Source organism: Parashewanella sp. 2304DJ23-3 (assembly GCF_056591695.1).
The window spans coordinates 271,105-289,263 of sequence record NZ_JBWQOH010000002.1 but is presented as its reverse complement, the minus strand read 5'-3'; the positions used below and the strand labels follow the sequence as shown (position 1 = coordinate 289,263).

At 39.7% G+C, this 18,159-nt stretch carries 12 protein-coding genes; 4 read left to right on the top strand and 8 right to left on the bottom strand.

Translation table 11 applies throughout. From position 1 onward, the window contains the following. Positions 1-30: 30 nt before the first annotated feature. Positions 31-864 (bottom strand): LysR family transcriptional regulator, encoded by an 834-nt coding sequence (locus tag AC1EU2_RS07170; protein WP_480297417.1) that lies wholly within the window; start codon positions 862-864, stop codon positions 31-33. Positions 865-1,005: 141 nt separating this feature from the next. On the opposite strand from AC1EU2_RS07170, the gene AC1EU2_RS07165 reads away from it, so the two are divergent. From AC1EU2_RS07165 to AC1EU2_RS07150, 4 genes are all read left to right on the top strand, one after another. Beyond that, on the top strand, positions 1,006-2,181 hold the full coding sequence (locus AC1EU2_RS07165; RefSeq protein ID WP_480297416.1) for an acyl-CoA dehydrogenase: 1,176 nt from the start codon (positions 1,006-1,008) through the stop codon (positions 2,179-2,181). A gap of 75 nt (positions 2,182-2,256) precedes the next feature. Continuing rightward, the gene (locus AC1EU2_RS07160) at positions 2,257-4,476 is read left to right on the top strand and encodes a dehydrogenase E1 component subunit alpha/beta (RefSeq protein ID WP_480297414.1); all 2,220 of its coding nucleotides are present in this window, start codon (positions 2,257-2,259) and stop codon (positions 4,474-4,476) included. A gap of 9 nt (positions 4,477-4,485) precedes the next feature. After that, positions 4,486-5,532: an ACP S-malonyltransferase gene (locus AC1EU2_RS07155; protein WP_480297413.1), complete on the top strand. Its 1,047-nt coding sequence runs from the start codon at positions 4,486-4,488 to the stop codon at positions 5,530-5,532. Positions 5,533-6,683: 1,151 nt separating this feature from the next. After that, positions 6,684-7,763 carry a hypothetical protein gene (locus AC1EU2_RS07150; RefSeq protein WP_480297412.1) on the top strand — a complete coding sequence of 360 codons (1,080 nt, stop codon included), beginning with the start codon at positions 6,684-6,686 and terminating at the stop codon, positions 7,761-7,763. Between the two features lie 431 nt (positions 7,764-8,194). Here the strand turns inward: AC1EU2_RS07150 and AC1EU2_RS07145 are convergent, their stop codons facing one another. The 7 genes from AC1EU2_RS07145 to AC1EU2_RS07115 all read right to left on the bottom strand — a co-directional run bounded on the left by AC1EU2_RS07145 (position 8,195) and on the right by AC1EU2_RS07115 (position 18,132). Further along, a complete protein-coding gene (locus AC1EU2_RS07145; protein WP_480297411.1) occupies positions 8,195-9,694 on the bottom strand; it encodes a hypothetical protein in 1,500 nt (499 codons plus the stop codon). 331 nt (positions 9,695-10,025) lie between these two features. Continuing rightward, positions 10,026-10,673 (bottom strand): thiopurine S-methyltransferase, encoded by a 648-nt coding sequence (locus AC1EU2_RS07140; protein ID WP_480297410.1) that lies wholly within the window; start codon positions 10,671-10,673, stop codon positions 10,026-10,028. Positions 10,674-11,063: 390 nt separating this feature from the next. Continuing rightward, positions 11,064-14,411, bottom strand: coding sequence for an ankyrin repeat domain-containing protein (locus tag AC1EU2_RS07135; RefSeq protein WP_480297409.1), 3,348 nt, complete (start codon positions 14,409-14,411; stop codon positions 11,064-11,066). Positions 14,412-14,571: 160 nt separating this feature from the next. After that, positions 14,572-15,057: a nitrous oxide reductase accessory protein NosL gene (locus tag AC1EU2_RS07130; protein ID WP_480297408.1), complete on the bottom strand. Its 486-nt coding sequence runs from the start codon at positions 15,055-15,057 to the stop codon at positions 14,572-14,574. Then, positions 15,054-15,872 carry an ABC transporter permease gene (locus tag AC1EU2_RS07125; protein ID WP_480297407.1) on the bottom strand — a complete coding sequence of 273 codons (819 nt, stop codon included), beginning with the start codon at positions 15,870-15,872 and terminating at the stop codon, positions 15,054-15,056. Before AC1EU2_RS07125 ends, AC1EU2_RS07130 begins: the two co-directional genes overlap by 4 nt. After that, positions 15,869-16,777 (bottom strand): ABC transporter ATP-binding protein, encoded by a 909-nt coding sequence (locus tag AC1EU2_RS07120; RefSeq protein ID WP_480297406.1) that lies wholly within the window; start codon positions 16,775-16,777, stop codon positions 15,869-15,871. The genes AC1EU2_RS07125 and AC1EU2_RS07120 overlap by 4 nt, the downstream gene beginning before the upstream one ends. Beyond that, positions 16,774-18,132 (bottom strand): nitrous oxide reductase family maturation protein NosD, encoded by a 1,359-nt coding sequence (locus AC1EU2_RS07115; RefSeq protein WP_480297405.1) that lies wholly within the window; start codon positions 18,130-18,132, stop codon positions 16,774-16,776. The genes AC1EU2_RS07120 and AC1EU2_RS07115 overlap by 4 nt, the downstream gene beginning before the upstream one ends. Between the last annotated feature and the right edge of the window lie 27 nt (positions 18,133-18,159).

The window sequence follows — 18,159 nt, the reverse complement described above, 5'->3', positions numbered from 1 at the left end:
TTTTTTAATAAAACTTATAAAAATATACAGTTAGTAGTTAGTGCAAAGCTTTTTCAAGATATCTATAAATTCATTATTCGTAGCATTTGAAACAACGGCCAAACCAACGGTGCGTTTCAGCTCAATATCTTCAATTTCTTTAAAAATTACATCTCTTTGCTTTGCTCCTGCTTCAATTTGAGGTAGTAAAGCAACGCCCAACCCTGCAGCCACTAGACCCAACGCATATTCGACGGTTTGAATTCTCGCTCTGATTTGTAAATGAATGCCTTCTAAATCTAAAAGTTGCTGTAAATGGGTGAGCCCTTCACAAGGTTGCCGGTGAATAAACGCCTGATCATGCAAATCAACTATACGTATTTTAGACTTCAGACTTAAATTCGAATTAGCGGGAATGGCTAAAAAGTAGTTGTCAGTCCATATTGGTTGAAATTGCTCATGGCTTTTTAAATCGGTAGTGGTAATGATTCTGGCGTCAGATTCTTCAGTATGCTCCACTAAGGTTAATTCAAGATTTGGGCAAGCTTGGGTAAAGTCTTTTAATAATTGACTCATTCGCCCCACACCCAATGAACGAATCAAACCTAACTTAAACGGTTGTCGTTGCATACTCTGAGAAAATAAAGACTTAATTGCTTGGCTTTCATTAATCAGCTGTTTCGCTAATGGGTACAGCCTTTTTCCTTCCTCCGTTGGCATCACCCCTTTTCCATGCCGTTGAAACAGTTGTGTATTTAACTCTGTTTCAAGGTTACTGATTGCAGTAGATATTGAAGGTTGAGCAATGTAGTTCTGCTTTGAGGCTGCGCTGAAACTGCCGGTTTCAAACACCGAAATAAAATAACTAAGACCTTTGAAATTCATTCTGCCTCAACTTTACCTTTACGTAAGATATAGAATTAAACTATATCTAGCAAAGATAAACAATATTTTATCTATTCTGAAATTGAGCGTAATGTAGTCAGATTAAAATCCTCACGATAACGAAAACCAAAGGGACATTTCATGGCACGAGTACATTTTGATTGGCAAGATCCATTAAATCTAAATAGCTTATTAACTGAAGAAGAGCGCATGATCCGAGATATGGTTCATGACTATGCACAAGACAAGTTAATGAGTCGTGTGTTAACGGCCAACCGTGAAGAGCGTTTTGACCGCGAAATCATGAACGAGCTTGGTGAGCTAGGGTTATTAGGTTCTACGTTGCCAGAAAAGTACGGTTGCTCAAATACCAACTATGTCAGTTATGGTTTGATTGCCCGTGAAGTTGAGCGTGTGGATAGTGGCTATCGCAGTGCCATGAGCGTGCAATCGTCATTGGTTATGCACCCAATTAACGAATACGGCACAGAAGAACAAAAACAAAAGTATCTACCAAAACTCGCAACGGGTGAATGGGTAGGGTGTTTTGGTTTAACCGAACCAGATGCAGGTTCTGATCCGGGAGGCATGAAAACTCGTGCCGAGAAAATTGATGGTGGTTACCGATTAAACGGCAGCAAAATGTGGATCACTAATTCTCCGATTGCTGACGTGTTTGTCGTATGGGCAAAATTAGACGGTGAAATCCGTGGTTTTGTTTTAGACAAAGGCTTAGAAGGTTTATCGGCTCCTAAAATTGAAGGCAAGTTCTCACTACGAGCATCGATTACCGGTGAGATTGTGATGGATAACGTTGAAGTGGGCGAAGATGCGATTTTCCCTGATGTGAAAGGACTTAAAGGGCCATTTGGCTGTTTAAATAAAGCGCGCTATGGCATTGCGTGGGGATCATTAGGCGCTGCCGAATTCTGCTGGCACGCTGCTCGTCAATATGGCTTAGATCGTCATCAATTCAATAAACCACTTGCGGGAACTCAACTATTTCAAAAGAAACTGGCCGATATGCAAACTGACATTTCGACCGGTTTGATGGCTTGTATTCAGGCTGGGCGTTTAATGGATCAAGGTCAATTACCTGTTGAAGCCATTTCTCTTATCAAACGTAACTCTTGTGGTAAGGCACTCGATATCGCACGTGTTGCTCGTGATATGCACGGTGGTAACGGCATTGCAGACGAGTTCCATGTTATTCGTCATGTGATGAACCTTGAAGCGGTAAATACCTATGAAGGTACACATGACATCCACGCCTTAATTCTTGGTCGTGCTCAAACGGGTGTACAAGCCTTTATGTAGTCTCACTCACAAAGGGTAGAGCTGAGTATTCCTACCCTTCAAAACACAAATAATAATGTGAAGTAGAGGGTAGGAATGGAAGATAGAGCAATTGCCGTTGATAGGCAGTTTATCGAAAAAATTTTAAATCATGAATTTAATAATTTTCATCAGGGTTGGGATCATAAGCGTTTAGGATTAAGTGATGCTGATTTTGTTGGCATGTTTGAATCTCAATTAAAAAGCCGCTTGTTAGATATAGAATCACGACAAATGCGGGCTCGTAATCAAGGCTTTTATACGATTGGCAGTTCAGGGCATGAAGGTAATGCTACATACGCTAAAGCACTGCGTACTTCTGATATGGCATTTTTGCATTACCGCAGTGCCGCATTTTTGATTGAGCGTGGCCGCCATGAAGCGGGCGAAACTCAGCTTTGGGATATGTTACTTTCGTTTGCGGCGTCGAGTGACGATCCTATCTCTGGTGGTCGTCATAAAGTACTTGGTAGCAAAACTTTATTTGTACCACCGCAAACATCAACCATTGCTTCACATTTGCCTAAAGCAGTGGGCGCAGCGCTCAGTATTCCACTGACTGACCGATTAGACATAGACGCAGAACTTCCTCATGACGCAATTGTACTGTGCAATTTTGGTGATGCATCTGCGAACCATGCTTCAGCACAAACCGCAATCAATGCGGCGGGGTGGGCGTCTTATCAGCAAGTGCCGATGCCGTTACTTTTTGTTTGTGAAGACAACGGCATTGGTATTTCGACGTCAACACCGACAGGTTGGATTGCAGAAAACTTCAAACAACGTGGTGGCGTTAAGTACTTCCATTGCGATGGCCTAGATATTCTTGATTGTTATCGAGGAGCCAAACAAGCCGCTGATTGGGTACGTTTGCATCGTAAACCCGCATTTTTACATGTTCGAACCGTGCGTTTAATGGGGCATGCAGGCAGTGATGCTGAAATCGCTTATAAAACTCGCGAACAAATTTTAGAAAATGAAGCGCTCGATCCGCTGATTAACAGTGCAGCGCAGCTCATCGACGCAGGCTTGCTTAGTGCAGAGCAAATTATCAGTTGGTATCAGCAGTTAAAACAACAAATCGCTGCCGTGGCTCAAGTGGCAACCACTCGTCCAAAATTGCAAAACATTACAGATGCGATGAAGTCGATAGTCGCAACGGCACCAGATAAAGCGAGAGCTGAGAACGAGTTAACAACAGCTGAATTCAATCAGTTGATGAAAGCCGACAAAAACTCAATTGGCAAACCCGTGCATATGGGTAAGCTGATTAACTTAACCCTTACTGAGCTCATGGCACATCACTCAAACATCGTTGTGTGTGGTGAAGATGTCGGTAAAAAAGGGGGGGTCTATCACGTAACTTCAAGGTTGGTGGAACGCTTTGGTCCAAACCGAGTCATTAATACCTTGCTCGATGAAACCTCAATATTAGGCTTAGCCATCGGTATGGCACACAACGGTATTTTGCCAATCCCTGAAATCCAGTTCCTCGCTTACGTGCATAACGCTGAAGATCAAATTCGTGGCGAAGCTGCAACGCTGCCGTTTTTCTCAAACGGTCAATACGCCAACCCAATGGTGATTCGCATTGCAGGTTTAGGTTATCAAAAAGGCTTTGGTGGTCACTTTCATAATGATAATTCGTTAGCGGTGTTCCGTGATATTCCGGGGCTGATTCTCGCCTGTCCATCCAATGGTGCAGATGCCATGGGCATGTTACGAGAATGCGTTCGACTCGCACAAGAAGAAAAACGTTTAGTGGTATTTATCGAGCCAATTGCCTTGTACATGACACGTGACTTGCATGAAACAGGCGATAACCTATGGGCGAGTGAATATCAAAAACAATCAGAAGCCAAACATCTACCGTTCGGCGAAATTGGCGTTCATGGCAAAGGCAAAAAGCTTTGCATTATCAGTTATGCCAATGGTTACTACCTCAGCCGTCAAGCGGAACAGCAATTAGCCGAACAAGGCATTGAAACCACTATCATTGATTTACGCTATCTTGCACCGCTGAACGAGCAAGCCATCGCTCAAGTTGCGGGTGAGTGTGAGCATATTTTGATTGTCGATGAATGCCGCCGCAGTGGTAATGTCAGCGAGGCGTTATTCACCTGCTTGCAAGAACAGTTAGGGAAGAATTGTCCACCTGTTGCTCGTTTAACAGGTGCTGATTGTTTTATTCCATTGGCGGATGCCGCAACACTGCCATTGCCAAGTAAAGACGCCATTGTCGAAGCGGCAACAGCATTAATTAACAACAATAATTGAGACGTAAACATGAGTTCGAATGCAAAGGAAAGGGTCATTGTCGTTGCACCGGGAAGAGGTTGCTACAACAAAGAAGAGTTAGGTTATTTAGCTCGCTTTCATGCGGATAAGCTAGAGTTCATAGAAGAAATTGATGAATATCGTGCTGAGCAAAAACAGCGTTCCATTGCTGAGTTAGATGCTGCAAACAAGTATTCTTTTAAGCTGCACACTCCGGGCGAAAATGCCTCTGCACTTATTTACGCTTGCGCCTATGGTGACTTCTTAAATATTGACCGTGATAAATACGATATCGTGGCTGTAACAGGTAACTCGATGGGCTGGTACATTGCACTTGCGTTATCAGGTGCACTTCAACCTGAAGCTGCGATTCAAGTGATCAATACTATGGGCTCGATGATGCAAAATGGCTTAATTGGCGGCCAAATCATTTACCCAGAGATTGATGAAAACTGGCAAATGGACGCCAGTAAAACTGAACGTCTTGATGCAGTGGTTGAAGAGGTCAATCAACATGAGGGTTGTGAGCTCTTTACTTCTATTTACCTTGGTGGTTATCGAGTTCTCGCAGGTAATGAAGCAGGGTTAAAACTGGCAGAAGAAAAGTTACCTCAGCTTGATGCTCGTTACCCAATGCGACTTTATAATCACGGTGCGTTTCATACTCCACTCTTACAGGACATCAGTGATAAAGGGTTTGAGTTGCTGGGCGAAGATTTGTTTGAAAAACCAGAACTGCCACTCGTGGACGGTCAAGGTAATATTTGGAGCCCTTATTATTGTGATTTAGATGCACTGCGTGATTACACCTTAGGGCATCAAGTTACCGAGCCTTATGATTTCAGCAAAGCGATTGAAGTTGCGATTAAAGAGTTTGCACCAGATAAGATTATTGTTTTAGGCCCAGGGAATACCTTGGCGGGGCCAGTGGCTCAAGAGTTGATTAAACACAATTGGTTTGGTTGGCAGTCAAAACAAGATTTTGTTGATGCTCAAGCGGATGAACCTAAGTTGATTGCAATGGGGCATGGGGAGCAGCGTTCGTTGGCGGTATGATTTTTATCATACCCAAAGGTGATGAGTTGTGACTTTTGCTGTCACACTGATAAAAGCAGAAACTTCTTCGAAGTTTTTTAAAGTCGCGGAGTTGCACTCCACACCGGAAAAACCTTGGACTTTCAGTCCAAACCTGACCAAGAAAGGGTTCACCAGCAAACCCTCTCTTGGATCTCTCCGTGCCGCCCCGCAAAGTTAAACGTTATTCCTCTTATGACGCAAAATGCCTAACATTTTCGATGGTGCATCCTTGCACCTCGAAAATTAACGATGCGTCCATGCATCGTTTACGGCATTTTTCATCAACGATGAATAACAACTTTGCCATGGGGAAATGTTGTAGCCTGCAAGGTTTTCGGTAATAAAGCTAAGAGCAAAAATTTCACAGTTATTAACAAAAAAACCGTTCAAGGGCTGAACATTCCCATTTATCATGGGCAATTTCACGAAACTCCTGCGAAGTTTTAAAGTCGTGGAGTTGCACTCCACACCGCCCAAAGAGGAAACGAAGTAACGACAGTTTTGTATGTCGGTAATTCTCCAGCAAATTCCCCTTTGGAAACCCCAGTGCCGCCCCGCAAAGTAAAGCGTTATTCCTCTTATGACAACTTTCTATTTTAAAAGAGTATCTAACGCTTCTGATGGTGCATCCATGGACTCCAGAATCGAGCGCCGCATCCATGCTGCGCTTACGATATTTTTCACCAACGATGAATAACAACTTTGCCACGGGGAATGTTGTAGCCTGCAAGGTAGCTTGAAAAAATTTAAGAAAACAGGTTTTCTTTTATTTATTCCAATAACGTTCAAGGGCTGAACTCTCCCGTCGAAGCTGTTGAAGATATTGTTGAATACGAAATGACGTGGGCGAGACATGGACGTCGAGCCAAGCTCTGGGGTACAGGATGTACCATCAGAGCTGTTAGGCATTTATTCAACAATCTCTGAAACGCTTAGCTTCGTTGGGGCGGCATGGGATGATGCAAGAAGGGATTTGCTGGAGAATCCCTTTTTGCTCCGGTGTGGGTGGAAACCCACGACTTTTAAAGTGCGAAGCACTTTTTAGTGTTAATACCCCCAAATGTGTTAACTGATGATAATATGTTCAATTAAAAGGAGTGAGTAAAAATTTTTAATTTAATGAGGGAAGCATGATACAAAAAGGTAAAGACTTACGGTTTATTCTGATTACTGGTTTCATATTAATTTTAGCTTTATTTTGTTTTTATATATTTAACTTCCCAAATGGTCTATCTAAACTTAATGCTGATTGGGGGGCGTTTGGTTCATTTTTTGGTGGAATTCTTGGCCCATTGTTTAGCTTTGTAAGCGTAATTTACATTATAAAATCAACGAAAGAGCAAATTGCAGCAATGTCTGCGCTTACAAATAATCAAATTAAATCAGCAAATAAAAACTTTAATGAAGAAATTAGTGAATTGAGAAAAGAAAACCGCATACTAAAAATTTCCGATGTGTTAGATAGAATTGTTCAATCAGTTAATGATAAAGTTCTTAAAGAACGATCTTCATACAAGACTGTCCTCACCATTGTAGAAGAGTACCCAGATAATCTAGAGTTGATATCAGAAGAATCAGATAAAATTTATGTAATTAGAGAAAAGTCGACTGGTATAGAAACTAGAACTAAAAATGAACTCAATGCGCTTCAATGTCTTGCATACTATCAAGAAGTTGTAAATAAAGTAGAAGAGATTAGGGCAATCGAAAGTGATCCTGTTAAGTTTTCATACGAAAAAACAGTTGAAGATTTGATCAACAAAGATAGGGCATATATCTCTGGTGAAATAAATAACTTTAATAGTCAGTGCAGAGAAGTGTCGCATTTACTAAATAATATTGTCGCTGAGGGATATGATTTAAGCTTAACAAGGTACTACACAAATATATTTCTAAATCCATGTGTTTTTCTTTCCAGATTTTCATTAATTGATCAATATTCTCTAGCTAAGATAGCTTACATAGCATCTGCACCCGTTAAGCTAAACATGAACTTTGAAGCTGTTTTTACTTCCTTATTAAAAGAAGAGCTGAATGGTTGTATGCAAAAATCTTTTGAACCAAAACATTTAAAGTTAATATATCAAGATTGTAATATAAATCCTTTTGTAGATAATGATGTTTGTTTCGAATTTACTTTTGAACACATACCATCAGGTCAGAGGTTTCATCGCAGAAAACCCAAGGATTGGGTTATTTATCCTAACTAGAACGCTGTAAGAATTGTGTTCTTAAAAGTTTGCTAACACCAATTATAGTGCCGGCTCATTTATGTCAAAATAAAGAGCAGCAATAATCTTGCTGCTCAAAACTATGCCAAAAACCAATGCTGTGATTCCAACCACTTAATTAACAGGCAAAATAAAACCAGTCAATTTAACCAAACTCCTTAAACGTCTTACTAATAAACAAATCCTTTTGTTTAAGGTTTACCAAACATCCCCATGTTGAAACGGCAAATGGCAATTGCACAACTCCTGTCTTTTGGCCTGTTGCTACAAGTGCCATAAATGGGTGACGTTTGTACGGTTTGCTGGATGTTCTTTTTAGTTCACGTATAAATTTTGTTTAAAAACTCATGATTGGGTAGTGCTTCTTTAAAATGAAAAAACGCCTCATAAGCTAGAGGCGTGATAGGCCGTTATTGTTGAGTTACAGTCAAACTATATCCAGAAGTAGATTCTGTATCGGTTTCAATAATCATAAATAATTCTTTGGACTCTTCATTCAACGTTAACTCTGTCGAGTGAAGGATCGTGCTACTACCATCAAACGTTGCAATAGCAAATACTTGGTAAGTATTATTGATCAAAGTGATAGAGTTAGATTCTTCATAATCTACAATAGAGCTGTATTTCGCTGTTTCGATAGTTTCGTCACTGCGGACAAAGAAGAATTCAACGCTTTCGAAGTCATCATGATCTACAAGGTTTACCATAGTGATACCATGATCGTAGATACTTTCACGCTGACTATTAGGAACAATGATAGAGTTAATTTTTACTTCATACTCATCAACTTCCCCATCATCGTCTTCATCTACATCTCCGTCACCATCTTCATCTACCGCTTCTTCTTTGAGGTAGAAAAATACCGTACGAATTGCATTTTCAGGCATCGTCAGCAAGTGGTTTTTGAGTAATGGATCAGGTTCATTAGTTGCGGTAATGTCTATTCCGTAGTCACCCTTAGATAAGACTAAGTAGTCACTAAACACTCCAGCTTTTAATGATGATACATCTGCGCTGTCATCAACACCGCCAACATATAAGTCAAAGCTTGATTCGTAGCTTGGTATCAACTCATGCTCAGTAACGCCGTTATAAACTTTGAACATAGCGCTTGCATTTAAATCTTGATGTTCAGTTGTTGATGACGTTGAAACTCGATCCAAAGTATAGGGTGAATTCCCTGCACCCGAATTTCCCCTGATAACTAAAATATACTGTGAGGGATAATCAAAGCTCATTTCATCAGAGGTAAATAAAACGTCGGTTTCACCTGCTTCTGTAAGATAAAATGTGTAGTCATCTTGATCAAATTTTATATTGTCTGAAAGCTCTTTAGACTCTAACTGTACAATCGGTTTAGCTTCATTAAACGTTTCATTAGATTTAGAGAAGTGCAGTTCAATGCTCTTTGCGTTAGGGTGAACATTTAACGCTCTAAAATTAAATAAATCGTTATCATCATCGTCTTCTTCATCGATAACAGGGATATCGTAAAGAGTGGTTTCAGGCTGCACAATATCGCCAGTTAAAACGATGAGTTGAACCGCTTCATCTTTTATCTTTACTTGACCTTCTGCGATAAGCTGCAAGTCATCTCTGTCTTTGCTGTCATCATCTTGCCATCCTAATTCGTAAAATTGGTTTCCCGTAGGTACTGATTTGTCTGAAGTTGCAAAACCATATTCAACAGCACTGTACGTATTTTCAAAATCATCACTGTCGTTTGAGTTCAGATCTTCATCAACGGTCAAAAAAACCGCAGGTGCATTCTTGGAGGCGTTGTAAAATTTGATGTAACCTGTTTTATCATCATCATCACTACTGCCACAACCTGACAATCCGACAACAGAAGCTAATAGCAAAAACTTAGTTTTAGTAAAATAAGAAATACTACTTTTGTTCAAGTTCATTATTTTTCCTATCAAATGATTATCCATTAAAATTGGTACCTATTGCGCAGTAGGTTTTATGCAAATTTATAGCTTTAAATTCCAGTGTGTAGATAGGGGTAAAACGAAAAGGTTCAAAAGTAATAATAAATATTTTTTTGGAATATAAGCGAACTTTATTTTGAAAGGTGTTGTCGTAATCGATAATTGAACAGGTTTAGTAGCTATTGTTAAACTTAGGTTTATGGCATTAAAAAAATGTTTTTTTTAGGTGTATGATGTATAAGTTTGTGAATTTATATGCATTGAAGGAGGTTGACCAAAATAAGTTGGCCAACCAGTTGTGTGAGTATTATTTTCTATCTAACTTGTAAACCACTTCAACCAAATCGAGATTTTTTTCTCGCATTGCTGGTGGTTTATCTGCCGTACTATGACGAGCAAGCACCTCAATATCAAACTCTGCACCGAACAGTTCCAATACTTCATCTTCGGGTACTGAGAATGGTGGGCCATCATATTGAGATTGATCGTATTCGAGCGTGATCAGCAAACCAGTTTTTAAGTTAGGTGCAATTTGAGTTAGATTTTTAGCGTATTGTGCTCTTATGTCTTTTGGTAGAGCAATCAATGCGGCACGATCATACAGGTATTCTGCGTCAATACCGGCTGTTGGGATCTTAAAGTAATCACCTTGATAAATGGTGAAAGGTTGATCTTGCCATCGATTCAATTCGTTAACCGGTGTTATCAGTGGCGAAAGCTGATTCTCTTCAAAAAACGCTTTAATGCCAAGTTCTACTAACTCACAACCAATTACATTATGACCATGCTCTGCAAGGTAAATGAGATCAAGCGATTTTCCGCATAAAGGAACAAATACACTGGATTTTGAATTTGGACAGAGCTTCGTCCAGTATTCAACTAAGTTTGAGTTGAAATCAGGTTTATGGAAGTTAATTCGACCTTCTTCCCAGCGGTCATGCCAATGTGTTCTCATATCTATTGTTTCTATATGTTACTTAATGTTTTATTTTATCAAAATGTAAAAGCTAGAGAGCTTTTATTTTAGGGTCTGTTGATCTTTCGTGATTGTTTTTGCAGCGATAAATTGGTTATTTTATGCAAGGCAGCGCTTGTGCGGTTTGGTTATTACCGACATATAAAACTGTCGTTACTTCGTTTCCAAATAAACAAGCGATAACGCAGTACTTTTTATTTTGAAAGAGCGACCAATTTTCGCTTTCTCTTTTTTCGATGCTTTTTAGCGTTCACTGTTCTGTGTTGTGACCAGCTCACTTAGATGACTAAGCTTCACTGCTCACGCCTTGAACAGGTAAACGCTAAAATAGCACAAAATTTAATCCTGAAAGATCAACAGACCCTAGAGTTAATTTTCTTTTTTATGTTGTTCTTCATGTGTCTTCAGAAGTTTGAAAACTATTTCAGCTTTATCCCGCCAGCCACTTTGATTTTGGAGTAGAAAATGCTTCTCTCCATTATTTATCATCTCGGCATAATAGAGTGGTGATCGAGATCTTTTTGATGTTAACGTCGGAGATGCGCCAGATTGGAGAAGAGTTTCAACAAATTGCGAGTCTAGTTCTCGTACTGCATAACTCAGAGTTGAACTATTCTCACGATCAATTTGGTCAACAAACCCTGCTTTAAGAAGCTCGTCAACTAGTGAATGATCTTTATCTTTATGGGCACAGAAAATCAAAGGGCGAGTTAGTGGTATTTCTTTGAGTTGCTCCAAATAAGAATGCATAAGAGCGCTTTTCTGTGGCTGTTCAATCTTTCTTAATATTTGATACAGTTTTGGAACCCTATGAAGTACAGCATGTTCAAATACATCGTTCCAAGGCGTTAATGGAAATTCGCTCATTTTATCTATTGTTTGCTGAAATAACTCATCACTGCCTGACTTAGCAATGTGTTCAAAGTGCGACTCTTCAGAAAAAGATATAGATATTAATTTATCAACGTCTATAAGTGACACTAACCTTTCTGCCATGGACCAATTTTTGTTTCTTATCGCTAGGGAAAGTGGTCTAGCACCTGAAAAGTTGACTCTGTTTAAATCTTCATGTTGTTCGATAAGTAATTTGAGCACTTCTGGTTGGTTTGACTTTACAGCGTACCAGCAAGCATCATTTCCTAGACTATCTTGTTTTTTTAATGTTAAGTGGAATTTGATTCTTTTAAGATCAGGAATTTCTACAAGTTTACCTAACCATGTTTGTCCATCTGCACTTTGTTGGTCAATGATTATTGTTTCACATAAAAAATTGAAACGTTCATCTGGAAATTCTCTCGCTTTATATAGAAAGGGCTCATTAGGTTTTGCTTTTGATATTTCTTCAGCGTGAGCCGTTATACATTCCTCAAATTCTTTTTGTTCCATATGTCTTAACAGAAAAACTTGAATATCGGTTCTCTTAAATTCAACTGCTTTTTGAAATAATTCAGGAAGTTCGTTTTGGTGTGTCTTAAAAAAGTCAGTTGTCTCTGCTAAATGATTTAAAACACTGAGGTTATCACTTTCAATGCAAGTATTGACTAAGTCACATGTTATCAAGGTGGACTTTTCTGTTGACTTACCGTACTTATCTAAAAGCCATATTGCTCTTTGTGGGTAATAGGTCTTTGAGTTCTCATCCTTATCTCTTTTTCGAGCCGCATAGAGCATTGGTGTTCTACCTTCTCTATCAGCTTGCATTAGTATTGGTTGATGTTGCGTGTATTTAATGATCAAATTGAACACTATAATGTTATTATTTGCAGCTGCGTAGTGGACAATCGTTTCCCCTTTTTCTGTTACAGCATCGATTGGTGAATTACGCTCTAAGAAAAGTGTTACAACAGGCTCTGATTCAGAATGAACTGCCAAATGAAATGGGGTTTCTCCTGCTTTATTTTTATATTCTCTAGACTCTAGACAATTTTTTAATATAAATTCAACTGAAGCAGTTTTTTTAGCGGAGCAAGCAAGGTGAAGTGGAGTATTTCCGTTTTCATCAGTGCAATCGAGTTGATAACCAAGTTTAATTAACTTTTGCATCATTTCGACATTGCCTTTTTCTGCTGCGATATGAAGAGCACATTTATGTTTCATCTTACTTTTATCTTCATATGGTGCTTTTGACATTTCGATATCAGGGTAGTGCCCTCCACTTTTTACAATGAAATCAAATAACTCTTTATCCCCGTAACTTACAGTATGTTGAATAGGAAATTCGCCTGAGTCATTTGCTAAATGCTTAGATTGAGACGTCATCAACGCTTGGAGTATTTTTTGATCACTTCTCTTAAAAGAGGAGTTTTGTTTATACTTACCTCTCTCAGAGTGTGTTAGACAAGTACGTAATTGTTTAATGTATGGGGTGTTTTTCCAATAATCTTGTTCGTCTAAAAGTTCTGGACGTTTATCTGAAAAGCGAATAAATACTTCACATATTTCTGTTTGACCTTTGTTAATAGCAATAATAAAAGCTGTTTCGCCCTGACAATCAGTTACAGCAGTGTCGACTTGTTTTTCTAAAAGAGCCTCTACGACGTTTTTATAACCGCTTTCAACAGCTAAATGTAAAGGAGTTTTACCACGTTTATTTGGGATAAATAATTCGGGTTGATAAACTTTATCTAAGTATTCTATTAATCCTTTTTTGCACATTAGATGCAAAGGGGTATTTTCGTTACCGTCTTTTATTGTGACATCTGCACCAAGCTTTAAAAGAATCTCTATTGCCCAAGTTTTCCTCTCATCGATTGCGTATATGAGTAATGGTTTTTCAAAATGATAAAACAGATCCATTTTCCTGAGCTGCCTTCCTAAAAGTTCTCTAAACGTATCCTCATCATTTTTTTGTAGAGCTTCGATTAGTTCGGCTGGAGCTTTTATTCTAGTTTGAGGTTCAGCTTCTGTATCGATTTCAGGAGGAGTCGGTATTACATCACCCATTGGTTGCAGCTCATTGTTTTTCTCTAAGATGTTACTTGCTAATTCACATGTCTCGGTAAGTCTATCTTCATTTGTTTCCTTTTCTAAATATCCATCAGATGATGACAACTCTGTTTCATCTGGTTGTTGAGGAGTAATGCTTGTTTCAGCCTTATAAAGAGAGTAAGGATTTGATTTTACTTCTTCAAAATTACAATAATCCTCAAGTTCTGATACTGCTAATGTTAGAGGATCAGATTCTGCTAATGTTAGAGGAACAAAGTGTGATTTTGATTTGTTCTCTACTGAAGGACTTTCTTCATCAGGTTCTGCCAATGTTAGAGGAGCAGAGCGTGATTTTGTAGTGTTCTCTACTGAAGGACTTTCCTCATCAGATTCTGCTAATGTTAGAGGAACAAAGTGTGATTTTGATTTGTTCTCTACTGAAGGACTTTCTTCATCAGGTTCAGCTAATGTTAGAGGAGCAGAGCGTGATTCTGTAGTGTTCTCTACTGAAGAACCTTTTTCATCGGACTGGTTAATGCAAGGTTGCTTGGCCATGAGTAGAGGACTTTGATTTGATGCACACCCAGCAATGTCAGTAGGTTGAAGAGGTGGTTCGTTGACAAAAACTGTGAATGAACTATTTATACTTGAACACTTAGAATCTTTAGTTTCATATTGTGTTTGAGAAAGTACAGTTAAGTTTGTTAGCTCGCATTTTTTATGAGTAGGGTCTTTTATAGGTTTCGTTAAAGCAGAAGCAACTAACGAGTGTGTAAGTTTTTCGCTCATCTCAGCCAACGTCTTTACTAAATTAACATCTCATTAGTAATCAAATTATGGCTTAAGGTTCAAATACTCAAGTTAAAAGTAATTCATATTAAAGTTTGTTAATTCATACCTTTATAATTACCTAGCAGCCATCAAAAGATGGGCTGCTATTTATTGAGATTTAAAGCATTTGAATTTTAATCTGTTCAAATGGTTTTACTTGGCCACCAAATTCTTCAGCGAAAGCATCTGCATCTTCTTTAGCACTGAAGCTGGCTAAGGTTTTACCCATTGCACCCGTTTGGCTTGAACCAATTACAAAGAAGGCTTTGCGTGCGTCGATAAAGTAACTGTCATCAGGTTTGTCCCAGTGGCTTTTACTCATATCGTGTACGTAGACTTCTTTAACCTGTTTTTTATATTCGGGGTCGAGCAAGAAGCTGAACATATCGCGGGTGGAGCAGAACTTTTTCACCTTATTAGAGGTTTTGATGTAAAGCTCACCTTTAGGGCCTGGGAAGTTAGTGATGATCATGCCGCAAAGGTGGCATTCTTCACCGGCATGAATCGCTTGTGCTTGCCTTACCGTTACCTGCTCAGGCTCTTGGCTACATGCGGCTAAAACTAGCCCAGTAGCGAGTAATAAGATTTTAGTGAGAGTTTTCATAGCGTCTTCCTGTTAAAAATGATGCCGGCCAAGATGAGTGGAATCGCAATCCATGTAAATTGGAGCCCTAATAAACCTGTTGGTGAAATGCTACCGTTAATAGCTACAGCAAGCACACCGTTAACGTCTGAAGTATCTAGGCTAGCTAAGTTCACCATACGGAAAATATCAGCCGGATTAAGCAGCATTAAATTAACCAGCTGAGATTGTGATAAACCTTCTTCCATACCCACAAGTACGGCTAACAAACCTAGGTCGAAAACCAAGATGAAGAAGAACCATAAGATCAGTGCAAGCCCAGCGGCTTTTGACTTCTCAGTAACCAGTAAGCTAATAACGTAAGCGATAGCAATAAAACAAAGACCTAATAAAATCGCCGTGGCGATGAATAAGCCAAAGCTATGCAGAACGGACATGACATCGGTTTGAAAAGCTAACACAACAGCCGCACTGCCAAAGCCTAGAATCGTCGCTAAGGCCATAATGCCGCCTTGGCCAACAAACTTGCCGAGCAGTAATTGACGATGGCTGAGAGGATAGGTGAGCAATAGCAGTAACGTGCCTGACTCTTGTTCACCTACAAAACTGTCATAAGCCAACAATAATGCAATCAACGGGATTAAAAACACCGCAAGACTCGATAAACTAGCAATGGTTGAAGACAGTGACGTAATACCAATTTGCCCTGACGCTACCGCACCGTAATAACTCAAGCCAATAGAAAGCACCGCAAAAATTAAGGTAATGGAGATCAACCAGCGATTTCTTAACCCGTCTTGAAACTCTTTAATCGCAACAGCCAATATTGGATTCATGATTGTGCCTCCTCTGATGGTTTGCCAAGATAATACTGATAAACTTGCTCCAAGTTGGCAGGCTCAACTTGAATGTCGCTGATGTTCGGCATTTCAAGTAATTGACGGACGATGTGGAGTTTGTTGCTTTCTGGAACGGCTAACTCATCATTATTTACCACAAAATCACCAAAGCGTTCGTCTGCACGCAGTGCTCCGTTGAGTCCTTGGGTTTTTATGGTCACAGGCAGTTGTGCTTGCAGACGTAAATCAGCAAGGCTGCCATAAGCCAGCTGTTTGCCGCTGGAGATGATCATCGCTTTATCGATATGCTGTTCAACACCCGGTAATACGTGTGAGCACAGGATGATACTGGCACCGCTGCTTTTTAATTTGTCGACACTCTGATAAAACTCACGAGTGGCAATGGGATCAAGGCCAACAGTCGGTTCATCAAGTAATAACAGTTTCGGCTTACCTAAAAAGGCTTGCGCTAACCCCAAACGTTGTCGCATACCTTTGGAGTAGGTTTTTACAGGGCGCTTAATCGCATGAGTTAACCCGACTTGTTCTAACAATTCTTCAATCTGAGCTTTAGGCGCTTTCTTTAATCGAGCAAAATAAGTCAGGACTTCTTTACCGGTTAAGTGATCATAAAAGCTGACATTCTCAGGTAAATAACCAATGTGTTTGCGGCTTTCAAAGGCATCGGCTGACATTGGATCTGTATCTAATACTCGTACGTCACCATGAGTAGCTTTTATGACGCCTAATATCAGTTTCATCATGGTGGTTTTGCCTGCGCCATTGTGACCGAAGAGTCCTAACACCTCACTTGGCATTAGCTCTAAATTGACGCCTTGTAAGGCTTTGACTTTATCGTAATGTTTTTCGACATTACTCAGTTTTACGACTGGCTTCATCATTCTGAGCCCACCTTAATGTGTGTGATCTGTAATTCTTCGTCGGCTTTTGTCATATCCAGAGGCTTCATGAGCGGATGACTATCTTTAACGCCGACGGGTTTTAATACAGGAAATTGACCTTGAATCCATCGCAGGATTAACACGGCCGGACTGTCGAGTAGCATTTTAGCTTCGGGATATTGCCAAACCATTTTGTCGATGCCGTCATTGGGCTCAAATGCACTATCACCTAGGCCGTCACTGTTTAAATCCCAACCCAGATAATTACTCCAATAGTTGCCTACACCGTCTTTACTCCATTCTTCTTCACGATTTACCACGTACTTCACTTGCACAGGGTTGTTGATGAAGTTATTAGCAAAGACTTTGGTGTTTTCTGAGCCCGCGGTTAGATGAATACCTATTTCAGCGGTATCAACAATGTTATGGTCAATGCTGTTGTAAGCGCAGTTATAAACAAACAGCCCTTTACCTTCACGACCGAGCACTTTGTTTTCAGGCTTAGTCCAAACGTTATAAACCTGATTATGTTGAATGGTTGAGGAGGTAATGTAATTGAGCAGGAAACCGTAATCTTCACTGTCTCGGGTGACATTATTATGAATTTTCAGACGACGCGAACTCATTAGGGCATAGCCTGCACGAGTGTTATAGGCGAGGTTGTTTTTCACTTCGTTGTCGTAAGAATACATGTAGTGAATGCCGTAACGCAGCTCATGCATGGTATTGCCATCGAGCACGTTGAGTTGGCTTGAGATTACATATAAACCATCACGAACTAAGCTGATGTCATTTCCACGCACTTCGGTATGCTTAATATTAGCTAGCTGGATTCCGTTGCCACGATCTGCTGAACGTAATTTTGGATTACCAATTACGATGTTGTTTAATATTTTTAAGTGCTCACCCTTATTGAGCCAAATGCCAAAGCCAGAGCCTTTCAAATAGTTATTTTGAATAATGAGGTGGTTGTTGCCTTTTGATGTGGAAATACCTGCATCTTGAGCTGTTAAGTCATCACCCCAATTGAGAATTTTTAAACCGTCGATAGTGACGTTAGAAGCTTTGATAAAAAGTGCATGACCTTTTCCATTTGCGTCGATGATAGCCTGTTTGTCGTGTTTGGCTTTTAAGGTCAAGCTATGAGGAATAATAAAGTTACCGTGATATTCACCGTTGGCCAGAAGAATGACGTCGCCTTGCTCCGATTGATCTAAGGCTCTTTGTAAATCATCACCAGGTGAGATGGAAAGTGTGGCGCTGAACGCTGAGTGAGAGAGGAGCAGAAGTGCTGAGCCACTGAGAATCGAGTAACTTAATGTGAAAAAACTTTTACTGAATAAGCGTCTAATCATATTGTTTTCTTATAAAGAAACTCAAGC